Origin of the sequence: Thiomonas sp. OC7, assembly GCF_900634595.1 — a bacterium.
Classification (GTDB): Bacteria; Pseudomonadota; Gammaproteobacteria; order Burkholderiales; family Burkholderiaceae_C; genus Thiomonas; species Thiomonas arsenitoxydans.
Genome location: NZ_LR131953.1, coordinates 2,475,380 through 2,495,711, shown reverse-complemented (window position 1 = coordinate 2,495,711; position 20,332 = coordinate 2,475,380). Strand labels below are relative to the sequence as shown.

Here is a 20,332-nt window from a genome sequence, read left to right as displayed (position 1 = left end):
CATGTCGTTGATTTTACTTCCGCTCCTCCCACTTCCCCATGGCATTTCTGCCGGAATGATGGTTAACGCTCGACACCTGTCCGCCCTGGTCGTTTCACGCGCCGCTGGGTCTGCTCTGGTTCTCGTCCTGGCTGCCTGCCTTCAATGACTTCAAGATAGCTGTCTAGGGAACGTATCGTCTCTTGAGCCACTAGGCGCGTGATGTCGCCATAGTCTCTGGTCACGCAGGCGCGATCAAGCGCGTCGTAGTAGGCGGGCCGGTTCTCTGCGCGAATCACCGCTGGGGGATACCCATCCTGCATGAGCACGGCATTCATCAGCAGTCTTCCGGTGCGGCCATTGCCGTCAACGAACGGGTGGATTTCGACGAAGCGGGTATGAAATTCCGCAGCGCGTGCCACGGGATGCAGGCCACCCGATGGCGTGCTGTTGAGCCACCGCATCAGTTCGGTCATGCGCTCGGGCACTTGCACTGCGGCGGGCGGCGTATGACTCGCCCCTACGATGGCGACGTTTTCTGTGCGGTAGCGCCCGGCATACTCCGGGGCTATGCCTTTGAGTACGATCTGGTGGATGCCGCGCACGTCCCATTCGGTCATCTGCTTGCCCGACTGGATGAGCGATTCCACCGCCCCGATGGCTTCCTGATGGTTGATCGCTTCGAGGTGCTCCCTCAGCGATTTGCCGCCCACGGTAATGCCTTCGAGCACGACCTGCGTCTCACGCAGCGTCAGGGTGTTCCCCTCGATGGCGTTGGAGTTGTAGGTCCACTCCAGCGCCAGTTTGTCATGCAGACTAGCGAGCGTTGCTGGCGGCAGCGGGCGACGGGCGTCGAGCAGCGCCTTGCGGGTGTCAATGAGCTTTAGCAGCGCGGCTAGTGATTGGGACATAGGTCGATTCTAGGTTTTACGCTCGGGCTCCCGCCTTGTCTTCCCACTTCGCCCCAAGCTTGCCTTCATCCTTGCGATCCGGCCACCAAGCCCCCTTGCACCCGCCGCAGCGGTAGTAAGCCTTGCCGGTCTTGGTTTCATTCCTGAAGGTGGACTTCTTGCAGGTCGGGCACTTCGGGCCGGATGCGGGCGCTTTGCTTGCTGCGCCATCGCCCTGCGGCTTGTCCTCGAATCGCTTGCCGGGTTTGCCGCCGTCGTCGCCGAATGCGGCGTCGCAATCCAGGCAGCGGTGATAGGTCGCCGCGGCCTTGCTGGTGCGTTTGGCGCATCGGCTGCCGCCGCAGGCGGGGCAGGCGTGGAGAATGGCGGGCGCTGCGCCGAGCTGGCCGACCAGCAGCTTTTGGGTAGACTCGCGCACGCTGTCGATCTGTTCCGTCATGAAGGCGTTGAACGTCGCCCGGGCGCTGGCCACTGCTGCCAGGGCATCTTCCTGTAGGGCGGTCGTGCCGGGATCGGCCAGCTCAGGGGCGACCTTGCGCAGCATGTCGATCAACTGCACGCCGCGGTCGGTCGGGTGAATCTCCTTCTTTTTGCGCTCAGCGTATTCGCGGGCGATCAGCACTTCGATCATCGACGCGCGCGTCGCCTCCGTGCCTAGGCCGGAGGTCTCTTTGAGACGGGCTTTGAGCTTCGGGTCGGTGACCAGCTTGTGCACGCCGGTCATGGCGGCGATGAGCGTGCCGTCGGTGTAGGGTTTTGGCGGACTGGTGCGCTTGGCCTGCACTTGCGCGGACTCGCAGGCCAGTTGCTGGCCCTCGGTCAGGATGGGCAGCCTGGCGGGCAGTTCGTGCTCGCCGCCTTCCGCGCTGTTGTCAGCTTGGCCGAGCTGCGTCCATCCAGGTTCCTGCACGATGCGGGCGCTGGCCTTGAAGCGCTCTGCACCGGGAAAGGTGAACAGGGCTTCGCGGGTCTCGAAGGTTTCCGGCGGCATGAACAGGCGCAGGTAAGACTCGCGCAGCAGGCTGTACACCCTTTTCGCGTTCTCGGACAGGCCCGAGACCTCGGCGAGGCTGCGGCCTGTAGGAATGATGCCATGATGTGCTTCCACCTTGGCGGTATTCCAGGCGGGATGGCGGCGTTCAGGGTCGATGCCCGCGATGTCCGCTGCGCCCAGGGCGCGAATGATCTGCGCGGCAGCGGCGTGCATTTCGATGGGGAGCCAGGGACAGTCGGAGCGCGGGTAGGTGGCGAGCTTGGCTTCGTAGAGTTCCTGGGCCGCGGCCAGCGTGTCCTTGGCGGAGAGTCCCAGTCGGCTGCTGGCGGTTTTCTGCAGGGTGCTGAGGGCATAGGGCATCGGTGCCTGACGCTCGCCCGCCTTGCGGGTGAAAGCGGCGATGGTCGCACGCTGGCCCTGCACCGTCTTAGCGCAGGCTTCGGCGGCGGACTTGTCCAGCAGCAGGCCGTCGTCGGTCTGCAGGTCTTCGGGGATCTGCCAGAGGGCGCGGATGTCGCCATCAAGGGCTGCCTGCACCTGGTAGTGATCGCGCGGCTTGAAGTGCTCGATCTCGCGCTGGCGGTCAACGAGCAGCGCCAGGGTGGGGGTCTGCACGCGGCCCACGCTCCAGGCCCCCTGCACCCCGCGGGCTTGCAGATTGCGGCTCAGGGCGATGGAGGCGTTCATGCCCATGAGCCAGTCGGCACGCTGGCGGGCCAGAGCGGATTCGTAGAGGGGGCGCAAGGTGTCGTTGTTCTTGAGGGTCGCCAGCGCGCGCCGCACGCTCTCGTCATCCAGGCTGGACAGCCACAGGCGCAGGGTCTTGCCCTTCCAGTTGAGGAACAGCAAGACTTCATCGACCAGCAACTGCCCTTCACGGTCGGCGTCGCCCGCGTTGACGACTTCGGTCGTGTCTTTGAGCAAGTCCCGAATCACCTTGATCTGCTTGCCCGCGCCGCCATCGCGAGGTGAGAGCTTCCATGCGCTGGGGATGACCGGCAGGTGGGATGCCGTCACTCTGCCGCCGTCCACATAGTCCTCGGGCTTGGCCTGCTCCAGCAGATGGCCGAAGCACCAGGTCACGCGAGTTTTGAGGCTTGGGCAATCGATGTAGCCGTCCGCTTTTCTGGCTCCGCCCAGCACGCTGGCGATGGCTTGGGCGACAGAGGGTTTTTCGGCAATGATGAGGCGCATGCTGTGTCTCCAGGAAGGGGTGGTTCTCTGGGGACTCTGCGCGGTGGGGTCATGGGGCAGTTGTCCCACGCTCGCAGAGTCAGGGTCAGACGCCAACGTCTGGCGTCGCTCAAGCAGCACGGTGCACAGTTTGAGGCGATTGCGCTGCGCAATGCGGTTCGCGCACATGTGGAGCACCGGCTATTGCCCGTGGGCTCCCACGTCGTGCGTTTTGAATGCTCAGAAACAGGGGGCTTGGCATGAAGTCGCGGGTATCCGTCGCGGTCCGATACTGGGCCACCCTCGCCCTCTGCGCGGTGGCCTTGTCCGGCTGCGGCGGCGGGGAAGCTCGCACGCCGGGTTCGCCTTCGGCCCCCGATCAGCGAGCGACCACCCCTGCGCCGCAATCTGTCGTTTCTTCACCTTCCACCCAATGAGCGCTATCGCCTTGATGGAGCAATGCGCACCACAGGTCGCGCCGGTGACCCTGGCCGCCATCGTGCAGCAGGAAAGCGGCGGCAATCCGCTGGCCCTGCACGACAACACCAGCGGCAAGAGCTATGCGCCGGCAACAGTGGCCGAGGTCGCACGGCTGGCGAGGGAGTTGATCGCCCAGGGGCACTCGGTGGACATCGGCCTAGCGCAGATCAACAGCAGGAATCTGCCCAGTCTGGGGCTGGGCGTCGATCAGATTCTCGATCCCTGCATGAATCTGAGCGCTGCGCAGACGGTTCTGTTGGAAGGTTGGTCGCGCTCTGGCGATCTGCGCTCCACTTTGTCGGCGTACAACACCGGCAAGCTCAGCAGCCCAGTGGGAATGGCTTATGGGGAAAAGGTTTTCGGAAAAGCAGGCGTCGTCGTGCCAGCCATTCCGGGCGGGCAGATCGCGTCATGGGCCACTGTCGGCGCCGCGCTGCCGCCGGTGCGGCCTGTCGTCACCTGGACGCCGCAGGCGAGCCCGCTGGCGCCCAAGGGTGATGGGCTGGCCGCGAAGTGGTGATTCACCGCTCGTTGCCGTGATCTTTCCGGCCGCGCGGCGGCTGGCTTGATCCGGGGCGTTCTGGGGTGATGGCTTCACCGTGCTGACGCACCACTGCTGCGATGATGTCACGAAACAGACCCGTGACCAGAGCCGGGTCGAGGCCATTTGCCCGCGCGAGTTGCTCATAGCGCAACTGCTGGGCAGATTCGCGCTCGGTGTCCACCGCGGGCAGCGCATGATGCGCCTTGAGTTGTCCGACCTGCCGGGTGACCGTGAAGCGTCTGGCGAGAAACTCAATGAGCTGCTCGTCGATGGCGTCGATCTCTGAGCGCAAGGTCTGCAACATCCTCTGCATCACTTCTGGCCTTGTCGGGTGGCGCCAGATGCGCCTTGATCGCGATCCGCTGCCAACAAAGCCATGCCGCGGGCGATGCCCTCGGTCTTCTGCCTGTCGGCTTCCTCATGGGACAGCCTGAACACTCCCTTGGGAAGAAGGATGCGTGTGCGGCCGAGGCTGTGAACGGCGTCGTTGAAACGCCCGAACTCCTCCAGCGCTCCGGCTCTGGCGTGCAGGGTGATGGGGTGGGGGTTCCGGTGGCCGACGGTTTTCATGATCCGCATTATCCTGCGCCGCCCGCGCGGTCAGCGTGCGATGTCGCGCTTGCGCCTGGATGCGATACGAGGCTTTGGCACACACCGTTGATCGGCTTCGCGCTCCAGGCGTAGCGCGCCCGACATGCTTGCGACCTCGAACTCCCGAAAACCTGCCTCGAAATAGTCCCGCATGACATCGAGTGTGGGCTTGCTGCGGCCTGCGAGCTGCAAATAGCCTTCATCGGAAGCCTCCGGTCGCCCTGATGTCATCCGCGATTTTGCGATGTCGTATTTCGAAGGCTGGCCAGACTCGACAAAGGCGTTGTGCAGATCGGCGATGGTGTAGCCTTCCTCGGTCATCAGGGTGTGCAGGTCGTACCAGTCCCGCGTCTTCGATCGATCTGCGCAGACCAGCGCTTTGGTCTTGAAAATCTCATCGAGGGTGGCAACCCGCAGGGGCGACGCTGCATCCCCACCGATCAGCGTCCTGGCGGATTGATCCAGACTGACCAATGTCAACTTGACGCTGCATTGCGCGACGAAGTTCTGCTGGTAATCGGCAAGGTCAAGGCCGGATTCGAAAAATTCTTCTTCAGCAGCAAGATCGTGCTGGCGCACGCAGTCGATGCCGTGGCGGGCGAGTGCATCCATCAGCCTTGGGATGCGCACCACCGGAAGTTTCCCTTCGGAGTAGGCCAGATCAAGGTCTTCGCTGACTCTGTGGCCGATGCGCAGCGTCAGGGCAGAGCCGCCGACCAAGACAAACCCTCGCAGCAACGGCGCCACCTCAGGGTGTTGCAGCGCCTGCCAAAGCGCTGCCGTGTCAGGTCTCAGCGCGGAGGTGAGCATGGGCGTCTCGGGCATTTTGGAGCAGGTCATTAGTGATCTTGCGCGCACGCAGCGCGCCCGGGTCTTGCGCGGCCAGCAGGATGGCCCATTGCCTTTCCAACGGATCGAGTCCGAACGCGATCAGGGCGTCCAAAAACAGGTCGAATCCAGGATGAATCAGCACCTGGCGCATCCACACCTCGTCCGGCGCCTGCGGGTTGGACCATACGAGCGCCGGGTATTTTCTGCGGAACGCGGCAGGGCTTTCGGTGGGTTTCTGTCGAGTCTGTGCCATACCCTTGCAATGCCTCCGGCCCCATTATCCTGCGGCGCGTGAGTCTTGTTCCAAGCCGCTGCGGTTCTGACGCACCACCTTGCGCAGCCGCCACCTGTTCTTGCCGCACCGCCGGGCGACTTCGCTGAGGGGTCGGTCGCAGTGAGTGACCAGCGCGACTGTGGTCGGCAGGCCGTGCAGGGATTTGCGGCTGGCGAGTTCGAGGTCATCCCGGATCTGCTCTTCGGCCTGGCGCTGCGCGCGGGCGATGAGCGCGGTCTCCACCCCCGGTGCCTGCATCGCATCGGGCAGCCTCTGGCGGATGGGTGGGTCGTGGTCATCGGTCAGGATGTCATCGAGCGAGGACATCGGCCGCCAGCGCTCGACCAAGCCCCACATGCGGCCCATGATGTAGTTCTTGGGGGTGCCCAGCAGGGGATTGAAGGCATCCAGGCCTGCGGCGTGCTCCAGACAGAAGAGGTACAGGCTCTGGCGCACATCGTCCATGCTCAGGGTGCTGACTCCTGTAAACAGATGGACCTGTTCATCGAGCAGGCTCGTGAACAGCGCCTGGGCGGCCTGTGTTGTCGTCATCTGCGATTCATTCATGGCCTGCTCCCTGCCGATGGGTGAGATAGACATCGACCGCTTCCTGCAGGATGTCGTCCAGATCGCGATTCTCGTCGGCCATGATGCGCTGCAGGGCTTGCTTTTGATCCTGCCGCAGGGTGAGCGTGATGGCATTGTCCGACGGCGGGTTTTCTTCTTGCCAATCGATGTCCTGTTCGGCGGATGCGCAGGCTTGCGCGGAAGCCGCCGCGCAGGCTTGTGCCGCTTCACACTCCGTGTGCGCTGCTGAGGGTGAAGCTTCTGATGCGGCGGGCGCCAGTTGCCGTTGTCGGCGCGCCTCCTTCTGCCGCGACGCCTGACGGACTTCGTCGCAGCGGGCCACGGTGATGGTGTCGCTGGAGTCCAGCACGGTGCCCTGCTCGGTCGGGTCGAGCGCGGCGAAGGACTCCCAGGCGGAGACCGACTGCAAGCGCCCCAAGCTGGCCAGTTCGCGCGCCAGGGGGTTGCGGGCGAAGGACAGCATGCCGCTCACCCAGGCCTCGCGCCGGGCGAGTGCCTTGGCGATACTCGGCGGCGTCATGCCGGCGGAGACCAGACGCAGCACCGTGTCGGCGGCATCTTCCAGACTGAACTCCTGCCGGTGCATGTTCTCGGTGGCGCGCAGCACCACGGGCGCGGCGCCGATGGGCGAGAACACCCGCGCCAGCAGGGTGCGCCAGCCCAGCAGGCGGGCGGCGCGCACACGTCGTTCACCGTAGATCAGCGACCAGTTCTTCCCTGCGGCGCGCACGCCGATGGGTTGAAGCTGGCCGACGATTTCCAGGCTTTTCGCCAAATCGTCGAGGGTGTCGGCATCGAGGCGACGCACGGGGAAATCGCTCTCGGTCTGCACGGCGTCCAGAGGAACGGCGCGCAGTTGCTGCGGGTCGGCGCCGGGGGTGCCGAAGTCCAGGGGAAGGGCTGTGGTGGAGGTCATGGCGGTCGCTTGCATCATGGGGAAGGGTTGAGAGGATCAGGCGCTGGCGGCGCGGCGGGTGAATTTGTCTTGCAGGGCGGCGAGCTGGGCTCGGATGGTTTCCGGGGCGGGTGGGGACTCCTTGGGCGGGGTGGCGGTTTGCGGAGGCTGGTGGTTGCGGGCGCGCACGGCGTCGAGCTGGGCGGCGCGTTTGCTGGCGGCCATCCAGTCGGCTCTCACCTTGCTGGCGTCGGCCAGCAGGGTGCCGAGGTCGTGTCCCTTGCGGACGTACCAGTCGTGGTTGCTCTGGAGGTAGTGAGCAGCGACGGCCGGGGCTTGCTGACCCAGGCTGCGGGTGAGGCTGGCGAGCTGGTAGTTCACCTTTCCGTCGCGCAGCGGCGGGGCGTCGTAGCGGGACTGGAAGGCCTCGCTGTAGTGCTGCCAGAGTTGCTCGGCGAGGTGTTTTTCTGCAAGGGTGAGCAGCGGGTGTTTGCCTTTGGCCTTGCCGTCCATCGGCGCCGGGTTGGGGGTCGTGTCTTGTGTCTGAGAGATGGGGGGCGGCGAAGGCGCGTCAGCGACTGCAGCCGCAGGCATGGATTGAAGGATGGGCAGGTGACGCTGGGGCTGTGACGCGGTGATGGGCGTCACTGGCTGCGTCACGGTCGGCATCACAGGTGACGCGTTACGTGCGTCACTCCCTTTCTCTTTCTCTTCTTCTTTAGGGGGTGGGGTGTTGGGAGGGGGCGTCACAGGTGACGCGTCACTTCCGTCACTGGTGACGTCACGCGGCGTCACTTCGGGCGTCACATGTGACGCTGCTGAGTCGGCGTCACGCTCGGCTTTCTGCCGGGCGCGCAGGCGGCGCATGCGCTCGGCGCTGCTGCTGATGCGCCGGGCTGGGGCGCTGTCGTCGAGCCGGTCTCGCACTTTGTCAAAGGCGTCCAGTGCGAACTCGGCGATGACGGGGTGATACAGACGGCCGTCGCTGCACAACATCCATCCGCGCAGCGCCTGCTCTTTGATCTTGCGCCAGCGCTGCGGGGTGACGTGGGCCAGCCAGGCCAAGGATTTGTCGTCCGAGGGCAGACTGGCCGCGGGCACCTGCTGCCAGCTCGTCATCATCAGCGTCATGCCGACCTTGAAGGCGGGGCAGTCGGTCTGGGCGATGAAGTCGGAGTTGAGCACTCGCGTCACGTCCAGCGGCATGTGAGGCATGGCGCGCAGGTCGCAGGTGGGTGGGGTGAGAGGGGCGGGGCTGATGTCACGGCTGGGAGAGACCTGCGTCATGCCGCCCTCCCCTGCTCCGCCATCGTTTGTGCCCCCGGATCCACCACCTGCACCAGATCGGCGACCCGCCAGCGGGTGAGGCCGCCGATGCGCACGGGCTGCGGCAAGACCCCTGCGCTGACGTTACGCCAGAAGGTCGATCGGCCCATCGAAAGCATGCGGGCCGCTTCCTCCGCAGTCACGAGTAGTCTCAGGGGTTCATTCACGGCTGTCCTCTCGCGGTGGCCCGGCGCCGGGCGTGGATTCGGTCACGGCCGGCGCACCCGGTGCGCGCACCAGTTCCGGCCAGATCAGATGCCAGTCGTTGGGTCGGAGATCCCAACGGCGAACCGCCAGCGCGGACTCGATTGCATAGCATCGCCGCGGGGGTACCGGACGCAGCCCCTTGATCCATTGATGCAGGGTGGGGGGCCTCACGCCGATCATGCGTGCACAAGCGGACAGACCGCCATGGGCTGAGGTCGCTTCGGACAGGCGGGTGTTGGTTCTCATCAGGTCAGTATAAGGTATTGCATTATTTTATGAAAGTGCATTGCCTTATTTTTCGCTTTGCGTTCAAATAAGGCAATGCTTACAGGCAAAGAACTAGGTGCTGCGATTGAGGCGGCGCGACTGAAAAAGGGCGTGTCGAAGGTCACCCTGGCGCGCGCCATGGAGATCAAGCCGCCGTCTGTACAGGACTGGATCCACCATGGTCGCGTGGCCAAGTCTCGCCTCGGCGCCCTGTTTCAATATTTCTCAGACGTCGTCGGGCCGGAACACTGGGGGGTGCGCGAAGAGTGGGGATACAACCCCTCCCTGCGCATCGTCGATGGGATGGTCACCCTGCCTCAGTACGACCTGAAGGCGGCCGCGGGACCGGGGCGCTACCTGGAAGCCCAGTTGCGCGTCGGCGCTGTGCAGGTCTGTCAAGACATCGTGGCCCGCATCCTGCGCAACTCAGGCGTGGCGCTGGCTTCGCTTGCACTGGTCACGGTCGCAGGCGACTCGATGGAGCCCACGATCAATGACGGCGACATCGTCGTCATTGATCGATCGGTGGAAACCATCGATCGTGACGGCGTCTACCTCTTCACCTTCGGCGACGAAACCTTTATCAAACGCATCCAGCGCATGCCGAAGTCCCTGTCCGTCAACTCGGACAATGGTCTCTACAAGGGCTGGGAGATCTCTCCCGAAGAAACGTCCAGCTTGCACGTTCACGGCCGCGTGATCTGGGCATGGCTCGGCAAGCCAATCTGAGCGTCGGCGGCCCAGTGAGCGCCCTGGTTCAATCTGTAAAACAATAGGGAATACCTATTTACTGGATGTTAGGCATTACGTACTATTCGTTCCATCCCCTCGATGGAGTGAAGCATGGCCTCTCTCAACAAGGTGCAACTGATCGGTCACCTCGGCCGCGACCCCGAGGTGCGTTATACCGCAGACGGCGTGGCCGTCGCCACGCTCGCGCTTGCGACCTCACGCACCTGGAAAGACAAGGGCGGCGAGCGACGTGAAGACACCGAATGGTCGCGCGTCGTGCTATTCGGGCGACTGGCCGAGATTGCGGCGGACTTTTTGTCCAAAGGCACACAGGCTTATGTCGAGGGCCAGTTGCGCACGCGCAAATGGGCCGACAAAGATGGGACGGAACGGCATACAACCGAGGTCGTTGCCGATGAGTTGCTGTTGCTGACCCGACGGGAGAAGGACAAGCCTGCCGAAGCAGCCGCTGCTGCTGCGACTGCGACAGGCGGGCTGGAATGGCCTGTGCTGGACGATCCGTCGGGGCGCGCGTCATGATGTTCAAACGCTACCCCGTGAACGATGCCTTTGTCGGTGACCGCGATGGGTTCGCCGGGCGCGACCCGAATCCGGCGCTCTGGCGGCGCGAAGCCTACCGACGCGGTTACGCGCAGGGCCTGCTCACTCGTGCGGAGCGGATTGCTCAGGGCGCTATGCCGTTGCCAGTGGCGGGGCGTTCGACCGCGGAGGTACGGCAGTGACACGCTACCGCGATGTGTCCTCATCCACCGGCCCTTCAACTGCCGCGGGACCCAGCGCTGCCAGGAGCCACGATGAGGCCTGGTTGCTTGCCCATCCGAAGCAGAACGGTGCAGAAAATGCTTGGTGCAAGGCCAGCCAGGGCGATTTCTGATGAAGGAGTATTCGACATGCAATACGTCGGCATGACGTTCATCGTCGCCCTCTTGGCCCTCGTGTGGTTCGCGGACCTGTTCATGCGCGCACCGCTCGGAATCAAGCTGCTTTTTCTGTCTCCTCTGCTGTGGGCGACGGCCAAGCTCTTGTGGGCCGTTTACAAGCGGCTGGCCTGGGAAATCAAGCGTCGTCGCAGGGCCGCGCGCAACCAGCGCGTCGCAGATTGAACAGGAGGCCACACCATGCTCAAGGAATGGCTTGAATGCCCGCAACAGCTCATTGCGTTCGCGCGCATCGGCCTGCACCCTAGTCCTGCTGACATCGAGGCGGCGATCCGCTGCCTCGACAAGGCGCAGGATGCCATGCGCAACAACGGCCAAAGCGCGGTCGCGCTGCACCCAGCCCGTGCGGCGCTGGTCTCTTTGCGCTGGGGCCATCTGCCGCATCGGGATGCCTGCATTTCGGCGGTCGCGAACCTGGGCGCGGTGATGGCGCTCGGTGAGGAGGTGGAGTAGGCGTGGGGCAGAGGGACATCGGACTCATGGTCGTCAGCTCAAGGGGACAAGGTTTGATCTACGACGTGTAGCCTGCCGTGCTGATGGAAATCCCAAAGTCTCGCGCGACCTCTTGGAGGAGCCCCATGACGACGAACTCTGTCGTCCCGATGCCGAATGCGCCGGCCGCGAGGGCCCAGATGGCAATCGGCATTCTGTTCTTGCTCGATGATTCTTTGCTCACGACCTCTCCTGAAGTTGGATCAAATCGAATCGGACGTTCGTGGGGGGGCTCAGCCCTCGACCAGCGCGAGGTCTCCTTCGTTGTAGCGAGCACCGCTGATCGCCTGCAGATCCAGTGCGGACTCGACCGCGCGGATCTCGGAGGCGGACAGTTGCAGAGCGGCGGCTCCCGCGTTGTCTTCTATGTGCTCGAGCGTTCTGGCGCCCGGTATCGGCACGATGAAGTCGCCTTGAGCCAAGAGCCACGCCAACGCGAGTTGTGCGGGAGTGCACCCCTTAGCCCTGGCCACCTCGCCGAACAGTTCGAAGACACGCAGATTCCGAGCGAGCGCCTCCGCCTGGAACCGCGGGAGAGACTTGCGGAAATCCGACGCGGCCAACTGATCAGCGGACGTCAGCTTGCCCGTGAGGAAACCTCGTCCGAGCGGGCTGTACGGGACGAAGCCGATTCCGAGCTGCCGGCAGACCCCAAGGACACCGCGCTCGGGCTCCCGGCTCCAGAGGGAGTACTCGCTCTGAACGGCCGAGATCGGATGAACAGCATGGGCGGCGCGGAGGGTGGCAGTCGATACCTCGCACAGTCCGAGATGACGTACCTTGCCCGCGGCTACAAGGTCTGCCATGGCTCCAACGACGTCTTCGATAGGGATCGCAGGATCTACCCGGTGCTGATAGAGCAAATCGATGGCATCGATGTCCAGGCGCTTGAGGGACTGCTCGACCACTTCGCGGACGTGGCTCGGCCGGCTGTCGACCCCGACCATGCGCTCCAACCCGTTACCATGCGGCAAGATCTTGAATCCGAACTTGGTCGCGATCTGGATGCGATCGCGAGGAAGTCCTTTAATGGCCTTGCCGAGCAGCTCTTCGTTCGTGAATGGACCGTAGACCTCTGCCGTGTCGAAGAAGGTGACGCCGAGCTCGAAAGCCCGGTGAACTGCGCGGATCGAGTCATCATCCAGCGCGCCGCCGTATGCGAAGCTCATGCCCATGCAGCCCAGGCCCAGCGCCGAGACTGTGAGCCCACTGTTTCCCAGCTGACGTTGATTCATGACGACCTCCGTTTGTTGTCGATGAGCGCAATTTAGGCAGTTTTGTGCACTGCGACAATGTGCATACACTTGACGACTCAGTGAGGGTGATTCATCAATCCATGCACGCCGACTTCAACGAACTTGCCTGCTTCGCCGCCATCGCCCGACTTCGTAGCTTTCGAAAGGCGGCGGACGAACGCAACGTGACCGCATCCAGCCTGAGCCACACGATGCGCAGCTTGGAGGAGCGCTTAGGGGTCCGATTGCTGAACCGCACAACGAGAAGCGTGGTGCTCACTGACGCGGGCTCCCAGCTGCTGTCTCGCATCGAGCCCATGCTCGCGGGAATCTCTGAAGCCCTCGATCAGGCCCATTCCTTCGGCTCCTCGCTCAAGGGCACCTTGAGGCTTAACGTCCCCCGGCCAGCCGGAAGGGTGCTCCTGGCGCCGATCATGGACGGCTTCCTACGAGACCATCCCGAGACCGTAATCGAACTCATAACAGACGACGGCATCATCGACATCGTCCAAACGGGCTTCGATGCCGGTGTTCGGTTCGGTGAGAGTGTCGCTCTCGACATGGTGGCAGTACCTATTGGCCCCGCTCAGCGCCTGGTCCTGGTGGCGTCTCCCGCTTATGTCAGCAAAACAGGACCCATTAGGCACCCAGAAGATCTGAAACAGCGCGCATGCATTGGGCGCCGTTTCCCGAGCGGCTTGCACTACGCCTGGGAGTTCGAAAAGGACGGAGAGAAGATCGCAGTTCGCGTGGCAGGGCCGCTCGTGCTCGACGACGACGACATGATGGTGAAGGCGGCGGCCGGAGGCATCGGCTACGCCTATGTCCATGAATCAACGGCCAAATCGCTTCTAGATAGCGGACAACTGGTCCGCTCCCTGGACGATTGGTGCCCCTTCATCCCGAGCTTTCACTTGTACTACCCGAGCAGAAGGCATGTCTCGACGGTGCTCCGAGCCTTCATTGACTGGTGCAATGCGTACTACGCCGGCTCGGGAGCGACGCGCTAGGCATGGTCTGCACAACCCCAACTGCGCCGTGATCTGACCTTTGGTTGCGTCTGCTGCGCGATTGCGACGGGGTGCTGGCGAATCTCAGCCCGTTCCGCGGTGTGGAACCGGATAGCGGGTCTGTGTTTGATGCGGCTTTCGCCTTGGCCATCGGCAAGCCCGTGGCCGCCTGGATCGGTGACCACTGGAACACCCGAGAACGATCCGCCGTGCTGCGCAGAGTCTGGCGTGATGCCGATGGCCGGGTGCGCGACAAGACCGATGGTGGTCTGGTCGAGGACTTCGGCCTGCCTGTCAATCTGATGTTGGCTTGCAGTTTTGCCGTGATGCCAACGCCATGGCATGCGATCGATCGTCTGGCGGAGTTATTGGGGGTTGAACTGAGGGCGAATGGAGTGCCTGAATCTCACGACTGAACGACGGCTTGCGAACGGCATCGTTGAATCTCCGGCCACTCACGTCGGACGGCCTTCGAGGTTTTTTCGGTGGTCACTGACCACGGCCGCCATCATGTCCGCGATGACGCGCACTCGCGGCGCGTCGCGCAGGCCTTGCTGAATCACCAGCCAGATGTCCTGCGATACGCATTGCGTTGGCGATAGGCAGCGCCTGAGCTGCGGATGGGTATCCGCGATGTAGCACGGGAGCACGGCCAGCCCCAGGCCCTGTTCCGCTGCGTGCAGCTGGGTGAACAGGCTGTTCGCCGTCAGCGCGATGCGCGCTTCGGGAAACTGCTCGCGCTGCCAGCGCGCCTGCACCAGGTGCTGGATGGAGGCATCCCAGCCGATCCAGGGCAGTTTGCCGAGCCCCGCCTTGCCGGGCTTGCGGGTCTGCGGCGCCAGCCCCTTGGCGGCGTACACCGCATACGCCTGCACCCCCAGCTTGCGCACGGTGAGGCCGCCGACCTCGGGCCGCACCAGCCTCAGCGCCAGATCGGCGTCGCGCCGATACAGATCCTGGATCGCCGCCCCGGTCACCAGTTCCAACACGAGATCCGGATAACGTGGCGCAAGCGCCGCCCAGCGCGGCAGGATCAGCAGATTCGCCAGCGCCTCGTTGGTCGCCAGGCGCACATGCCCTCGGGGAGTGCTGCCTGCATCCGCCGCCCGGCCTTGCAGTTGCACCATGGCATCTTCGACGCGCCGGGCGTCTTCCAGCAGTGAGGTGCCGTCCTCCGTCAGTCTGTAGCCGCTGGCGTGGCGCACGAACAGCGTCACGCTCAGCGCACGTTCCAGCAGCGCGATGCGCCGCCCCACCGTGGAGGGACTCACGCCGAGCTGCACCGCCGCCGCCGACAGGCTGCGCGTGCGCGCCACCAGCAGCAACAGGCGCACATCATCCCAGTTCAGGTTTTCCATCATTGCAAAACCACCTTGCGTCGTTTTGTCTTCACGAGCATAGCGCGCAGCGCCACAATGACCGTCATCTCACAACGGAGTGCATGGCATGCCTGAATTCTCTGAACGCTACCAGCGTGGCTGGAATCTGCTCAAGACCATCGACGGCGTAGCCGGCGAGCGCGTCATCACCTCCCTGCAGGAGGTCGCGCCCGATCTGGCGCGCTACGTCATTGAGTTCGGCTTCGGTGATGTGTATGCAAGGGGCGTTCTCAGCTTGAAGGAGCGCGAGATCGCCACCGTCGCCGCGCTCGGCACCGCGCAGCCGCAACTCAAGGTGCATCTGCATGGGGCGCTCAACGTCGGCTGCAGCCGCGAGGAAGTGATCGAGGTGCTGATCCAGATGGCCGTGTATGCCGGATTTCCCGCGGCGCTCAACGGCATGGCGGCTTTGAAGGAGGTGCTGGCCGAGCGCGCCCAATTGGGTGGGAAATCCTGAGCGGCGTTTGCAGACCGTTCCGATGAATCGCGATCACTTACCTGACTTGGAGGTCCCCATGACCGAGATGATGAAAGCCTGGGTCCCAGACCCCGGCGCCACCGCGCACATCCGCCTCACGGAGGTAGCAAAACCTGAACTCGCTGCCGATGAGGTGCTGATCCGCGTCGCTGCCTACTCGGTCAACCGCGGCGAAACGTTTCTCCTCGAAGCACCGACACCAAGTTGGCGGCCGGGGAAGGATGTGTCGGGTCGCGTCGCTGCGGTCGGCAGCGACGTACAGGGCTTCGAGCTTGGGCAGCGCGTAGTGGCGCATCCCGATCAAGCAGGGTGGGCGGAGTGGGTGGCGGTCAAGGCGGATCGTGTGGTGGCTCTGCCCGATGGACTTGACGATGTGACGGCCGCAGCCATTCCGCTCGCAGGCCTGACGGCGCTTCGCCTGACGCGCGCGACCGGCCCACTGGCCGCGCGCCGAGTGTTGCTCACCGGGGCCTCCGGTGGCGTCGGCCATGCCTTCGTGCAACTGGCGGCGGCGCAGGGGGCGCGTGTCACCACCATCGCAGCGAATGATGAACGTGGACATCGACTGCGAGAACTCGGCGCTGTCGAGACAATTCCCTCGATCGAAGAAGTAACTGGACTCTTCGATATTGCGCTGGAGTCCACCGGCGGCGCTGCGCTTGCTGCCGCGTGGGAACACCTTGTGGCAGACGGCCGTCTGGTCTGGTTCGGTCAGGCCAGCCGCTCACCCGCGACCCTGGACTTCTTCAACTGGAAGGGCGGGATGAGTGCCACGCTGCGCAAGTTCTACTACCTCGACGACCCTAGCCCTGTCGGAGTCGATCTCGAATCCCTTGTCCGCTTGGTGGCGCAACAGCGCCTCCACATCGAGGTAGGGCTCACCGTGGATTGGCGGGAAACGCCCGTGGCGATCGAGACGCTGCTCGGCCGACGGGTGCGCGGCAACGTCGTCCTCAGGGTCGAACACTGACCGGGCAGTTTTCATGCAGCAACTTGAGGAAGCCGCGATCACGTCTCTTTCAGCTTCTGACCCAGACTCCAGTAGCGGGCCGTCGAAGCGCTTCGCCCTGTTCATGGCCCTGGCCTGTGCGGTCACGGTCGCCAATCTTTACTACGCGCAGCCCTTGTTGCAGCAGTTCGCGGCGACGTTTCATGCAAGCATCGCGGAGGTCGGCGTGGTGCCGTCGGCGGTGCAGATCGGATACGCCGGTGGTTTGCTGTTCCTGGGTCCCTTGGGCGACCGGCATGCCCGGCATCGTCTCATTTTGGGTCTGGGCGCGCTGCTGCCTTTGGCCTTGCTGGCCGCCGCTGCCGCACCTTCCGTGCTCTGGCTGGCCTTCGCGATGTTGGCCGTCGGGCTGTTGTCCTCGATCATTCAGCAGATCATTCCGTTGGTGGCGCATGTCACGCCGACTCCTTCGCGCGGCAAAGCGATTGGCATTGTGATGAGCGGACTGATGATCGGCATTCTCGGTGGACGGGTGATTGCAGGCGGTATTGCACAGTGGGCGAACTGGCGGTGGGCGTTCGCCTTCGGTGCCGCCTCAAGCGCCGCGACGTGGATGATGCTGTGGCGCGTGCTGCCACGGCTGCCCGCGCAGGTGGAAGAAACGCAGGGATATGTCGCGCTGATGACCTCGACGCTGGGTCAGTTCGTCCGGCATCGCGAACTGCGTTTCGCGGCGTTGACGGGCGCGCTGTTCTTCGGCAGTTTCAGCGTGTTCTGGGTCGGGCTGACCCCTGTATTGCAAGGCCCGGCCTATGGCTATGGCCCGGCGGTAGTCGGCGCGTTCGGTTTGCTGGGCATCGCCGGGGCGTCCTCCGCCGCATTCGCGGGGCGCTGGTCCGATCGCCCGGGCGGTGCGCGCCGGGTGCGGCTGGCGGCACTGGTGACGATGCTGCTTTCATGGGGGGCGGCAGCGTTCGCCATGCAGGGTGTCTGGGGGCTGATCATCGGCTGCCTCGCCATCGATGCAGGCTGCCAAGGCGCGCACATCGCCAATCTCGCCACGATTCACGCCTTGCCTGGTGAAGCCCGCAGCCGCATCAATGCGGTGTACATGAGCGCGTATTTTGGTGGCGGCGCCGTCGGTTCGTTGATCGCCAGTCTGGCCTGGGACGTGGGCGGCTGGCTGGCCGTGGTGCTGTGCGGTGCCCTGTTTGCGGGGCTAGGTTTGGTGGTGGAGTACGCCAGGTCGTTTGATTCCATCACTTCGATCTGATCGACTCCCAGCCCTCCACCACGACCTTGCCGATGCTGCTGCCCGTCTCCACCAGCGCGTGCGCGCGCTTGAGGGTGACGGCGTCGATCGGGCCGAGGCGGGTGTTGAGCGTGGTTTTGAGCTGGCCTGCATCCACGAGCCGTGCCACCTCGTCGAGCAGGCGACCCTGCTCAGCCAAGTCCGCGGTGGCGAACATCGAGCGGGTGAACATGAACTCCCAAGTACACGGAAGACACGCGCTGGCGCAATCGCGCTGAATTTCCGGCCGATCGTGCGGAAGTGCAGCGTTTTCTCGAACGCAAGTGGGCGCGTGGGAACCGTTAACGGCGCGGGTGCATGGGCTGTCGGAGGTGGCGAAGCTCCATGCCCGATTAGCCTCATTTTCAGCTCAATTGCTTCTCTGTATCTGTGCCAAACCTTAGCCAGCACATGGCGCTTCCCGCCAACAGCAGTATGACTGCCATGCCGAGCGACCAATGCATACCCTGCATAAAAGCCCGCTGTCCGGTATTGCGTACCAGATAGCCAAAAACAGCAACACCGAGGAGTCCGCCCACTTGGCGTGCGGAATTGAGGACACCCGATGCGATACCCGCTCGCGAATCATCCACCGAAGATAGCGTGACGTTGGTCATAGTCGGGACCATCAAGGCAATGCCGCTGGACGCTATGAGCATCGGCACCACCAGCCAACCATAGGCTCCATCGACGCGAACAGGTAGAAGCAACAGGTATCCCGATGCAGCAATGAGCAAGCCCAGAACCATTAGCCGCTTCGCGCCCATCCGGCTAATGAGGCGTCCGGCAAGTACGTTGACCCCCATCAGCACAATCGTCATGGGCAGAAATGCCATTCCAGTCTGCTGCGGTGAAAGCTGTTGCTCGATCTGGAAGAACAGGCTGAAAATGAAGATCAGCCCGTAGTAGGAAAAATTAACGATGACACCCGAGATCGTCGCGATTGTGAAGGCGGACACACGAAATAGCCCAAGCGGCAGCATCGGCGAACGGCTACGCGATTCAATCCAGATGAATCCCGCGGCAGCAACTACCGCGAGCAACAAACCGCCCTGTACCCAGACACTACCCCAACCCAGCTGTCCCGCTTCCGTGAGCGCAGCCGTGAATGCAGCTAATGAAAGGATAGCAACGAGCTGTCCAGGCCAATCCAGGCCATCGTCATGGTGGCGCGGGTGGCGCGAGCCGTCGGCAGCGACGTACTGAAGCGTGAGGTAGCCACCCACAAGTCCGATCGGAAGATTGATGAGAAAGATGCTGCGCCAACCCCAATGCGTGACCAGCAAGCCACCCAGCACCGGCCCGGCTGCCAGGGATATGCCGCCGATAGCACCCCACCAGCCCACGGCGCGGCTGCGCTGCAGCTTGTCCGGAAAGGCGCGCTTGAGTATGGCTAGCGAATTGGGAACCAGCAGCGACGCTCCAAGACCTTCGACCAGCCGGGCAACGACCAGCATCGGCAAGTTGATGGCGACGCTACAGGCAGCCGATGCCAGCGTGAACAGTGTGAAGCCGCACAGGAAGACCCTCCGCGACCCCAAACGATCTCCAAGCGAGCCACTGGTCAACAACAGTGCGGCAAATACCAACGTGTAAGCATTCACCACCCATTGCAGCCCCGCCACGGCGGTAGCGAAATCACGGTGCAATGCACCAAGCGCCACATTCACTGCGCTGACATCCAACAACACCACGACGAAGCCAAGCGCAGCCGCAATCAGCGTGCCACGTGGGGAAGACGAAGAAGACATTTTTAGCCATCCGAAGCCTTGAACAAGAGGCATGCTAGGCCTCGACAATCTGTGCGTAAATTCTCTAAAATTGCAACTCAAACTTGAGAAAACGCACATATGTTCGATTGGGAGAATCTGCGCCATTTCCTTGCCGTGGGCAACGCTGGAACACTGTCTGGCGCGGCGCGGTCACTTCGGGTGGACCACGCCACTGTCAGCCGGCGGCTGGTGGCACTGGAGGACGAATTGCAAGTCGTCTTGGTCGAGCGTCTGCCGCGTGCCTGTCGCCTGACGCCGGTCGGCATTCAGGTTTTTGAGCAGGCCAAGGCCATGGAAAGCACTGCCTTCGCCATCGAACGGCATACCCGTGCGACTCAAGCACCCTTGAGTGGCAAGGTCACGCTCAGCGCGCCGCCCGTGTTGGCTACGCATTTTCTGGCAACCCGCATGGCGGATTTCCAGACGACTTATCCAGGCATCCAACTTTCCGTCACTGCTGAAGCGCGCCAAGTGTCACTGAGCCGCCGGGAAGCAGATGTGGCATTGCGGCTGATACGCCCGAAGGAATCCAGTAATGTCGTCCGCCGTATCGGCCGCATGCGGTTCGCGCTGTATGCCAGCCACCATTACCCGGCCTTGCACGATCCCAGCCACTGGACCTTCATCGCCTACGACGAGCAATTTGCTGACATGCCCCAGCAGAAATGGCTGCTAAACATCGCCGGGCAACGTCCCGTGAGTTGCGAGCTGAGCGACATCAGTGGCCATTTCATCGCAGCTCGCGCAGGCGCTGGTGTCGCAGGCTTGCCTTGCTTTCTTGGTGATGCCGACAAGCAATTGGTCAGACTCGATGAATCGGGCGCTCCTTTCTCGCGCGACATCTGGCTGGTCACTCACCGGGATCTCAGGCGTTCGGAGACCGTGCGGGCAGTCATGGGTTACCTGGGTGAAGCTTTTCAGAGCAGCCCCGAGCTTGAGCCGGGCCAACGTTGATCGAGGCGGGCCACACATCGA

The 20,332-nt window shown here is 63.4% G+C and carries 26 protein-coding genes and 3 pseudogenes; 13 read left to right on the top strand and 16 right to left on the bottom strand.

Translation table 11 applies throughout. From position 1 onward, the window contains the following. Window positions 1-62: 62 nt before the first annotated feature. Together BIO17B3_RS11985 and BIO17B3_RS11980 are read right to left on the bottom strand one after the other, a co-directional pair. On the bottom strand, window positions 63-890 hold the full coding sequence (locus tag BIO17B3_RS11985; RefSeq protein ID WP_112487964.1) for a Fic family protein: 828 nt from the start codon (window positions 888-890) through the stop codon (window positions 63-65). A 16-nt stretch (window positions 891-906) separates the two neighbouring features. Beyond that, entirely contained in the window at window positions 907-3,078 is a 2,172-nt protein-coding gene (locus BIO17B3_RS11980; RefSeq protein WP_156054223.1) for a DNA topoisomerase 3, read from the bottom strand. Window positions 3,079-3,490: 412 nt separating this feature from the next. Between BIO17B3_RS11980 and BIO17B3_RS11975 the strand changes: the two genes are divergently transcribed. Continuing rightward, entirely contained in the window at window positions 3,491-4,057 is a 567-nt protein-coding gene (locus tag BIO17B3_RS11975; protein WP_112487962.1) for a lytic transglycosylase domain-containing protein, read from the top strand. 1 nt (window position 4,058) lies between these two features. Here the strand turns inward: BIO17B3_RS11975 and BIO17B3_RS11970 are convergent, their stop codons facing one another. The 9 genes from BIO17B3_RS11970 to BIO17B3_RS11930 form a co-directional block, all read right to left on the bottom strand. Then, window positions 4,059-4,385, bottom strand: a complete 327-nt coding sequence (locus tag BIO17B3_RS11970; protein ID WP_232054275.1) for a chorismate mutase — start codon at window positions 4,383-4,385, stop codon at window positions 4,059-4,061. Window positions 4,386-4,393: 8 nt separating this feature from the next. Beyond that, entirely contained in the window at window positions 4,394-4,651 is a 258-nt protein-coding gene (locus BIO17B3_RS11965; RefSeq protein WP_146748663.1) for a hypothetical protein, read from the bottom strand. Window positions 4,652-4,681: 30 nt separating this feature from the next. Further along, window positions 4,682-5,482 (bottom strand): nucleotidyl transferase AbiEii/AbiGii toxin family protein, encoded by an 801-nt coding sequence (locus tag BIO17B3_RS11960; RefSeq protein WP_158540986.1) that lies wholly within the window; start codon window positions 5,480-5,482, stop codon window positions 4,682-4,684. Further along, window positions 5,457-5,654 carry a hypothetical protein gene (locus BIO17B3_RS11955; RefSeq protein ID WP_156054222.1) on the bottom strand — a complete coding sequence of 66 codons (198 nt, stop codon included), beginning with the start codon at window positions 5,652-5,654 and terminating at the stop codon, window positions 5,457-5,459. The genes BIO17B3_RS11960 and BIO17B3_RS11955 overlap by 26 nt, the downstream gene beginning before the upstream one ends. Window positions 5,655-5,780: 126 nt before the next feature. Then, window positions 5,781-6,344, bottom strand: a complete 564-nt coding sequence (locus BIO17B3_RS11950) for a hypothetical protein (protein ID WP_146748662.1) — start codon at window positions 6,342-6,344, stop codon at window positions 5,781-5,783. Continuing rightward, complete coding sequence (locus BIO17B3_RS11945; RefSeq protein WP_112487956.1) at window positions 6,337-7,299, bottom strand: ParB N-terminal domain-containing protein; 963 nt, start codon at window positions 7,297-7,299, stop codon at window positions 6,337-6,339. Before BIO17B3_RS11945 ends, BIO17B3_RS11950 begins: the two co-directional genes overlap by 8 nt. Before the next feature lie 18 nt (window positions 7,300-7,317). After that, entirely contained in the window at window positions 7,318-8,547 is a 1,230-nt protein-coding gene (locus BIO17B3_RS11940) for a DUF1376 domain-containing protein (protein ID WP_112487955.1), read from the bottom strand. After that, window positions 8,544-8,753, bottom strand: coding sequence for an AlpA family transcriptional regulator (locus tag BIO17B3_RS11935; protein ID WP_112487954.1), 210 nt, complete (start codon window positions 8,751-8,753; stop codon window positions 8,544-8,546). Before BIO17B3_RS11935 ends, BIO17B3_RS11940 begins: the two co-directional genes overlap by 4 nt. Then, window positions 8,746-9,039 carry a YdaS family helix-turn-helix protein gene (locus BIO17B3_RS11930; protein WP_112487953.1) on the bottom strand — a complete coding sequence of 98 codons (294 nt, stop codon included), beginning with the start codon at window positions 9,037-9,039 and terminating at the stop codon, window positions 8,746-8,748. Before BIO17B3_RS11930 ends, BIO17B3_RS11935 begins: the two co-directional genes overlap by 8 nt. A 75-nt stretch (window positions 9,040-9,114) precedes the next feature. On the opposite strand from BIO17B3_RS11930, the gene BIO17B3_RS11925 reads away from it, so the two are divergent. The 5 genes from BIO17B3_RS11925 (at window position 9,115) to BIO17B3_RS11905 (ending at window position 11,204) form a co-directional block, all read left to right on the top strand. Next, the gene (locus BIO17B3_RS11925) at window positions 9,115-9,789 is read left to right on the top strand and encodes a S24 family peptidase (protein ID WP_112487952.1); all 675 of its coding nucleotides are present in this window, start codon (window positions 9,115-9,117) and stop codon (window positions 9,787-9,789) included. A gap of 114 nt (window positions 9,790-9,903) precedes the next feature. Beyond that, the gene (locus BIO17B3_RS11920; protein ID WP_112487951.1) at window positions 9,904-10,332 is read left to right on the top strand and encodes a single-stranded DNA-binding protein; all 429 of its coding nucleotides are present in this window, start codon (window positions 9,904-9,906) and stop codon (window positions 10,330-10,332) included. Next, window positions 10,329-10,535 carry a hypothetical protein gene (locus tag BIO17B3_RS11915; protein ID WP_156054221.1) on the top strand — a complete coding sequence of 69 codons (207 nt, stop codon included), beginning with the start codon at window positions 10,329-10,331 and terminating at the stop codon, window positions 10,533-10,535. The genes BIO17B3_RS11920 and BIO17B3_RS11915 overlap by 4 nt, the downstream gene beginning before the upstream one ends. Window positions 10,536-10,703: 168 nt before the next feature. Further along, window positions 10,704-10,916 (top strand): hypothetical protein, encoded by a 213-nt coding sequence (locus BIO17B3_RS11910; protein ID WP_094159779.1) that lies wholly within the window; start codon window positions 10,704-10,706, stop codon window positions 10,914-10,916. A 15-nt stretch (window positions 10,917-10,931) separates the two neighbouring features. Beyond that, window positions 10,932-11,204 (top strand): hypothetical protein, encoded by a 273-nt coding sequence (locus tag BIO17B3_RS11905; protein WP_156054220.1) that lies wholly within the window; start codon window positions 10,932-10,934, stop codon window positions 11,202-11,204. A gap of 70 nt (window positions 11,205-11,274) precedes the next feature. Here the strand turns inward: BIO17B3_RS11905 and BIO17B3_RS11900 are convergent. Together BIO17B3_RS11900 and BIO17B3_RS11895 are read right to left on the bottom strand one after the other, a co-directional pair. Continuing rightward, a pseudogene (locus tag BIO17B3_RS11900) lies at window positions 11,275-11,397 on the bottom strand (MFS transporter); the annotation flags it as partial. Between the two features lie 79 nt (window positions 11,398-11,476). Then, window positions 11,477-12,478, bottom strand: coding sequence for an aldo/keto reductase (locus tag BIO17B3_RS11895; RefSeq protein WP_112487947.1), 1,002 nt, complete (start codon window positions 12,476-12,478; stop codon window positions 11,477-11,479). Between the two features lie 101 nt (window positions 12,479-12,579). Between BIO17B3_RS11895 and BIO17B3_RS11890 the strand changes: the two genes are divergently transcribed. Next, window positions 12,580-13,488 (top strand): LysR family transcriptional regulator, encoded by a 909-nt coding sequence (locus BIO17B3_RS11890; protein WP_156054219.1) that lies wholly within the window; start codon window positions 12,580-12,582, stop codon window positions 13,486-13,488. A gap of 44 nt (window positions 13,489-13,532) precedes the next feature. Then, the gene (locus tag BIO17B3_RS11885) at window positions 13,533-13,904 is read left to right on the top strand and encodes a nucleoside 2-deoxyribosyltransferase (RefSeq protein ID WP_156054218.1); all 372 of its coding nucleotides are present in this window, start codon (window positions 13,533-13,535) and stop codon (window positions 13,902-13,904) included. Between the two features lie 39 nt (window positions 13,905-13,943). Here the strand turns inward: BIO17B3_RS11885 and BIO17B3_RS11880 are convergent, their stop codons facing one another. Continuing rightward, window positions 13,944-14,849, bottom strand: coding sequence for a LysR family transcriptional regulator (locus BIO17B3_RS11880; protein ID WP_156054217.1), 906 nt, complete (start codon window positions 14,847-14,849; stop codon window positions 13,944-13,946). An 85-nt stretch (window positions 14,850-14,934) separates the two neighbouring features. Here BIO17B3_RS11880 and BIO17B3_RS11875 point away from each other — a divergent pair, with 85 nt between their 5' ends. Genes BIO17B3_RS11875 through BIO17B3_RS11865 form a run of 3 tightly spaced genes read left to right on the top strand, consistent with a single transcriptional unit; the run spans window position 14,935 to window position 17,567 of the window. Then, window positions 14,935-15,324 (top strand): carboxymuconolactone decarboxylase family protein, encoded by a 390-nt coding sequence (locus BIO17B3_RS11875; RefSeq protein WP_156054216.1) that lies wholly within the window; start codon window positions 14,935-14,937, stop codon window positions 15,322-15,324. Window positions 15,325-15,382: 58 nt separating this feature from the next. Continuing rightward, window positions 15,383-16,315, top strand: a complete 933-nt coding sequence (locus BIO17B3_RS11870) for a zinc-binding dehydrogenase (RefSeq protein ID WP_197737996.1) — start codon at window positions 15,383-15,385, stop codon at window positions 16,313-16,315. 13 nt (window positions 16,316-16,328) lie between these two features. After that, window positions 16,329-17,567, top strand: a complete 1,239-nt coding sequence (locus tag BIO17B3_RS11865; protein ID WP_156054214.1) for an MFS transporter — start codon at window positions 16,329-16,331, stop codon at window positions 17,565-17,567. Here the strand turns inward: BIO17B3_RS11865 and BIO17B3_RS11860 are convergent. Further along, window positions 17,554-17,787: pseudogene (locus tag BIO17B3_RS11860) on the bottom strand (zinc-binding dehydrogenase); the annotation flags it as partial. The gene BIO17B3_RS11865 and the pseudogene BIO17B3_RS11860 overlap by 14 nt on opposite strands. Before the next feature lie 2 nt (window positions 17,788-17,789). On the opposite strand from BIO17B3_RS11860, the pseudogene BIO17B3_RS11855 reads away from it, so the two are divergent. After that, window positions 17,790-17,879, top strand: a pseudogene (locus BIO17B3_RS11855) (DUF1348 family protein); the annotation flags it as partial. A 71-nt stretch (window positions 17,880-17,950) separates the two neighbouring features. Here the strand turns inward: BIO17B3_RS11855 and BIO17B3_RS11850 are convergent. Further along, window positions 17,951-19,369, bottom strand: coding sequence for an MFS transporter (locus BIO17B3_RS11850; protein WP_013123614.1), 1,419 nt, complete (start codon window positions 19,367-19,369; stop codon window positions 17,951-17,953). A 66-nt stretch (window positions 19,370-19,435) separates the two neighbouring features. On the opposite strand from BIO17B3_RS11850, the gene BIO17B3_RS11845 reads away from it, so the two are divergent. After that, window positions 19,436-20,311: a LysR family transcriptional regulator gene (locus BIO17B3_RS11845; protein ID WP_013123615.1), complete on the top strand. Its 876-nt coding sequence runs from the start codon at window positions 19,436-19,438 to the stop codon at window positions 20,309-20,311. The last annotated feature ends 21 nt before the right edge of the window (window positions 20,312-20,332 follow it).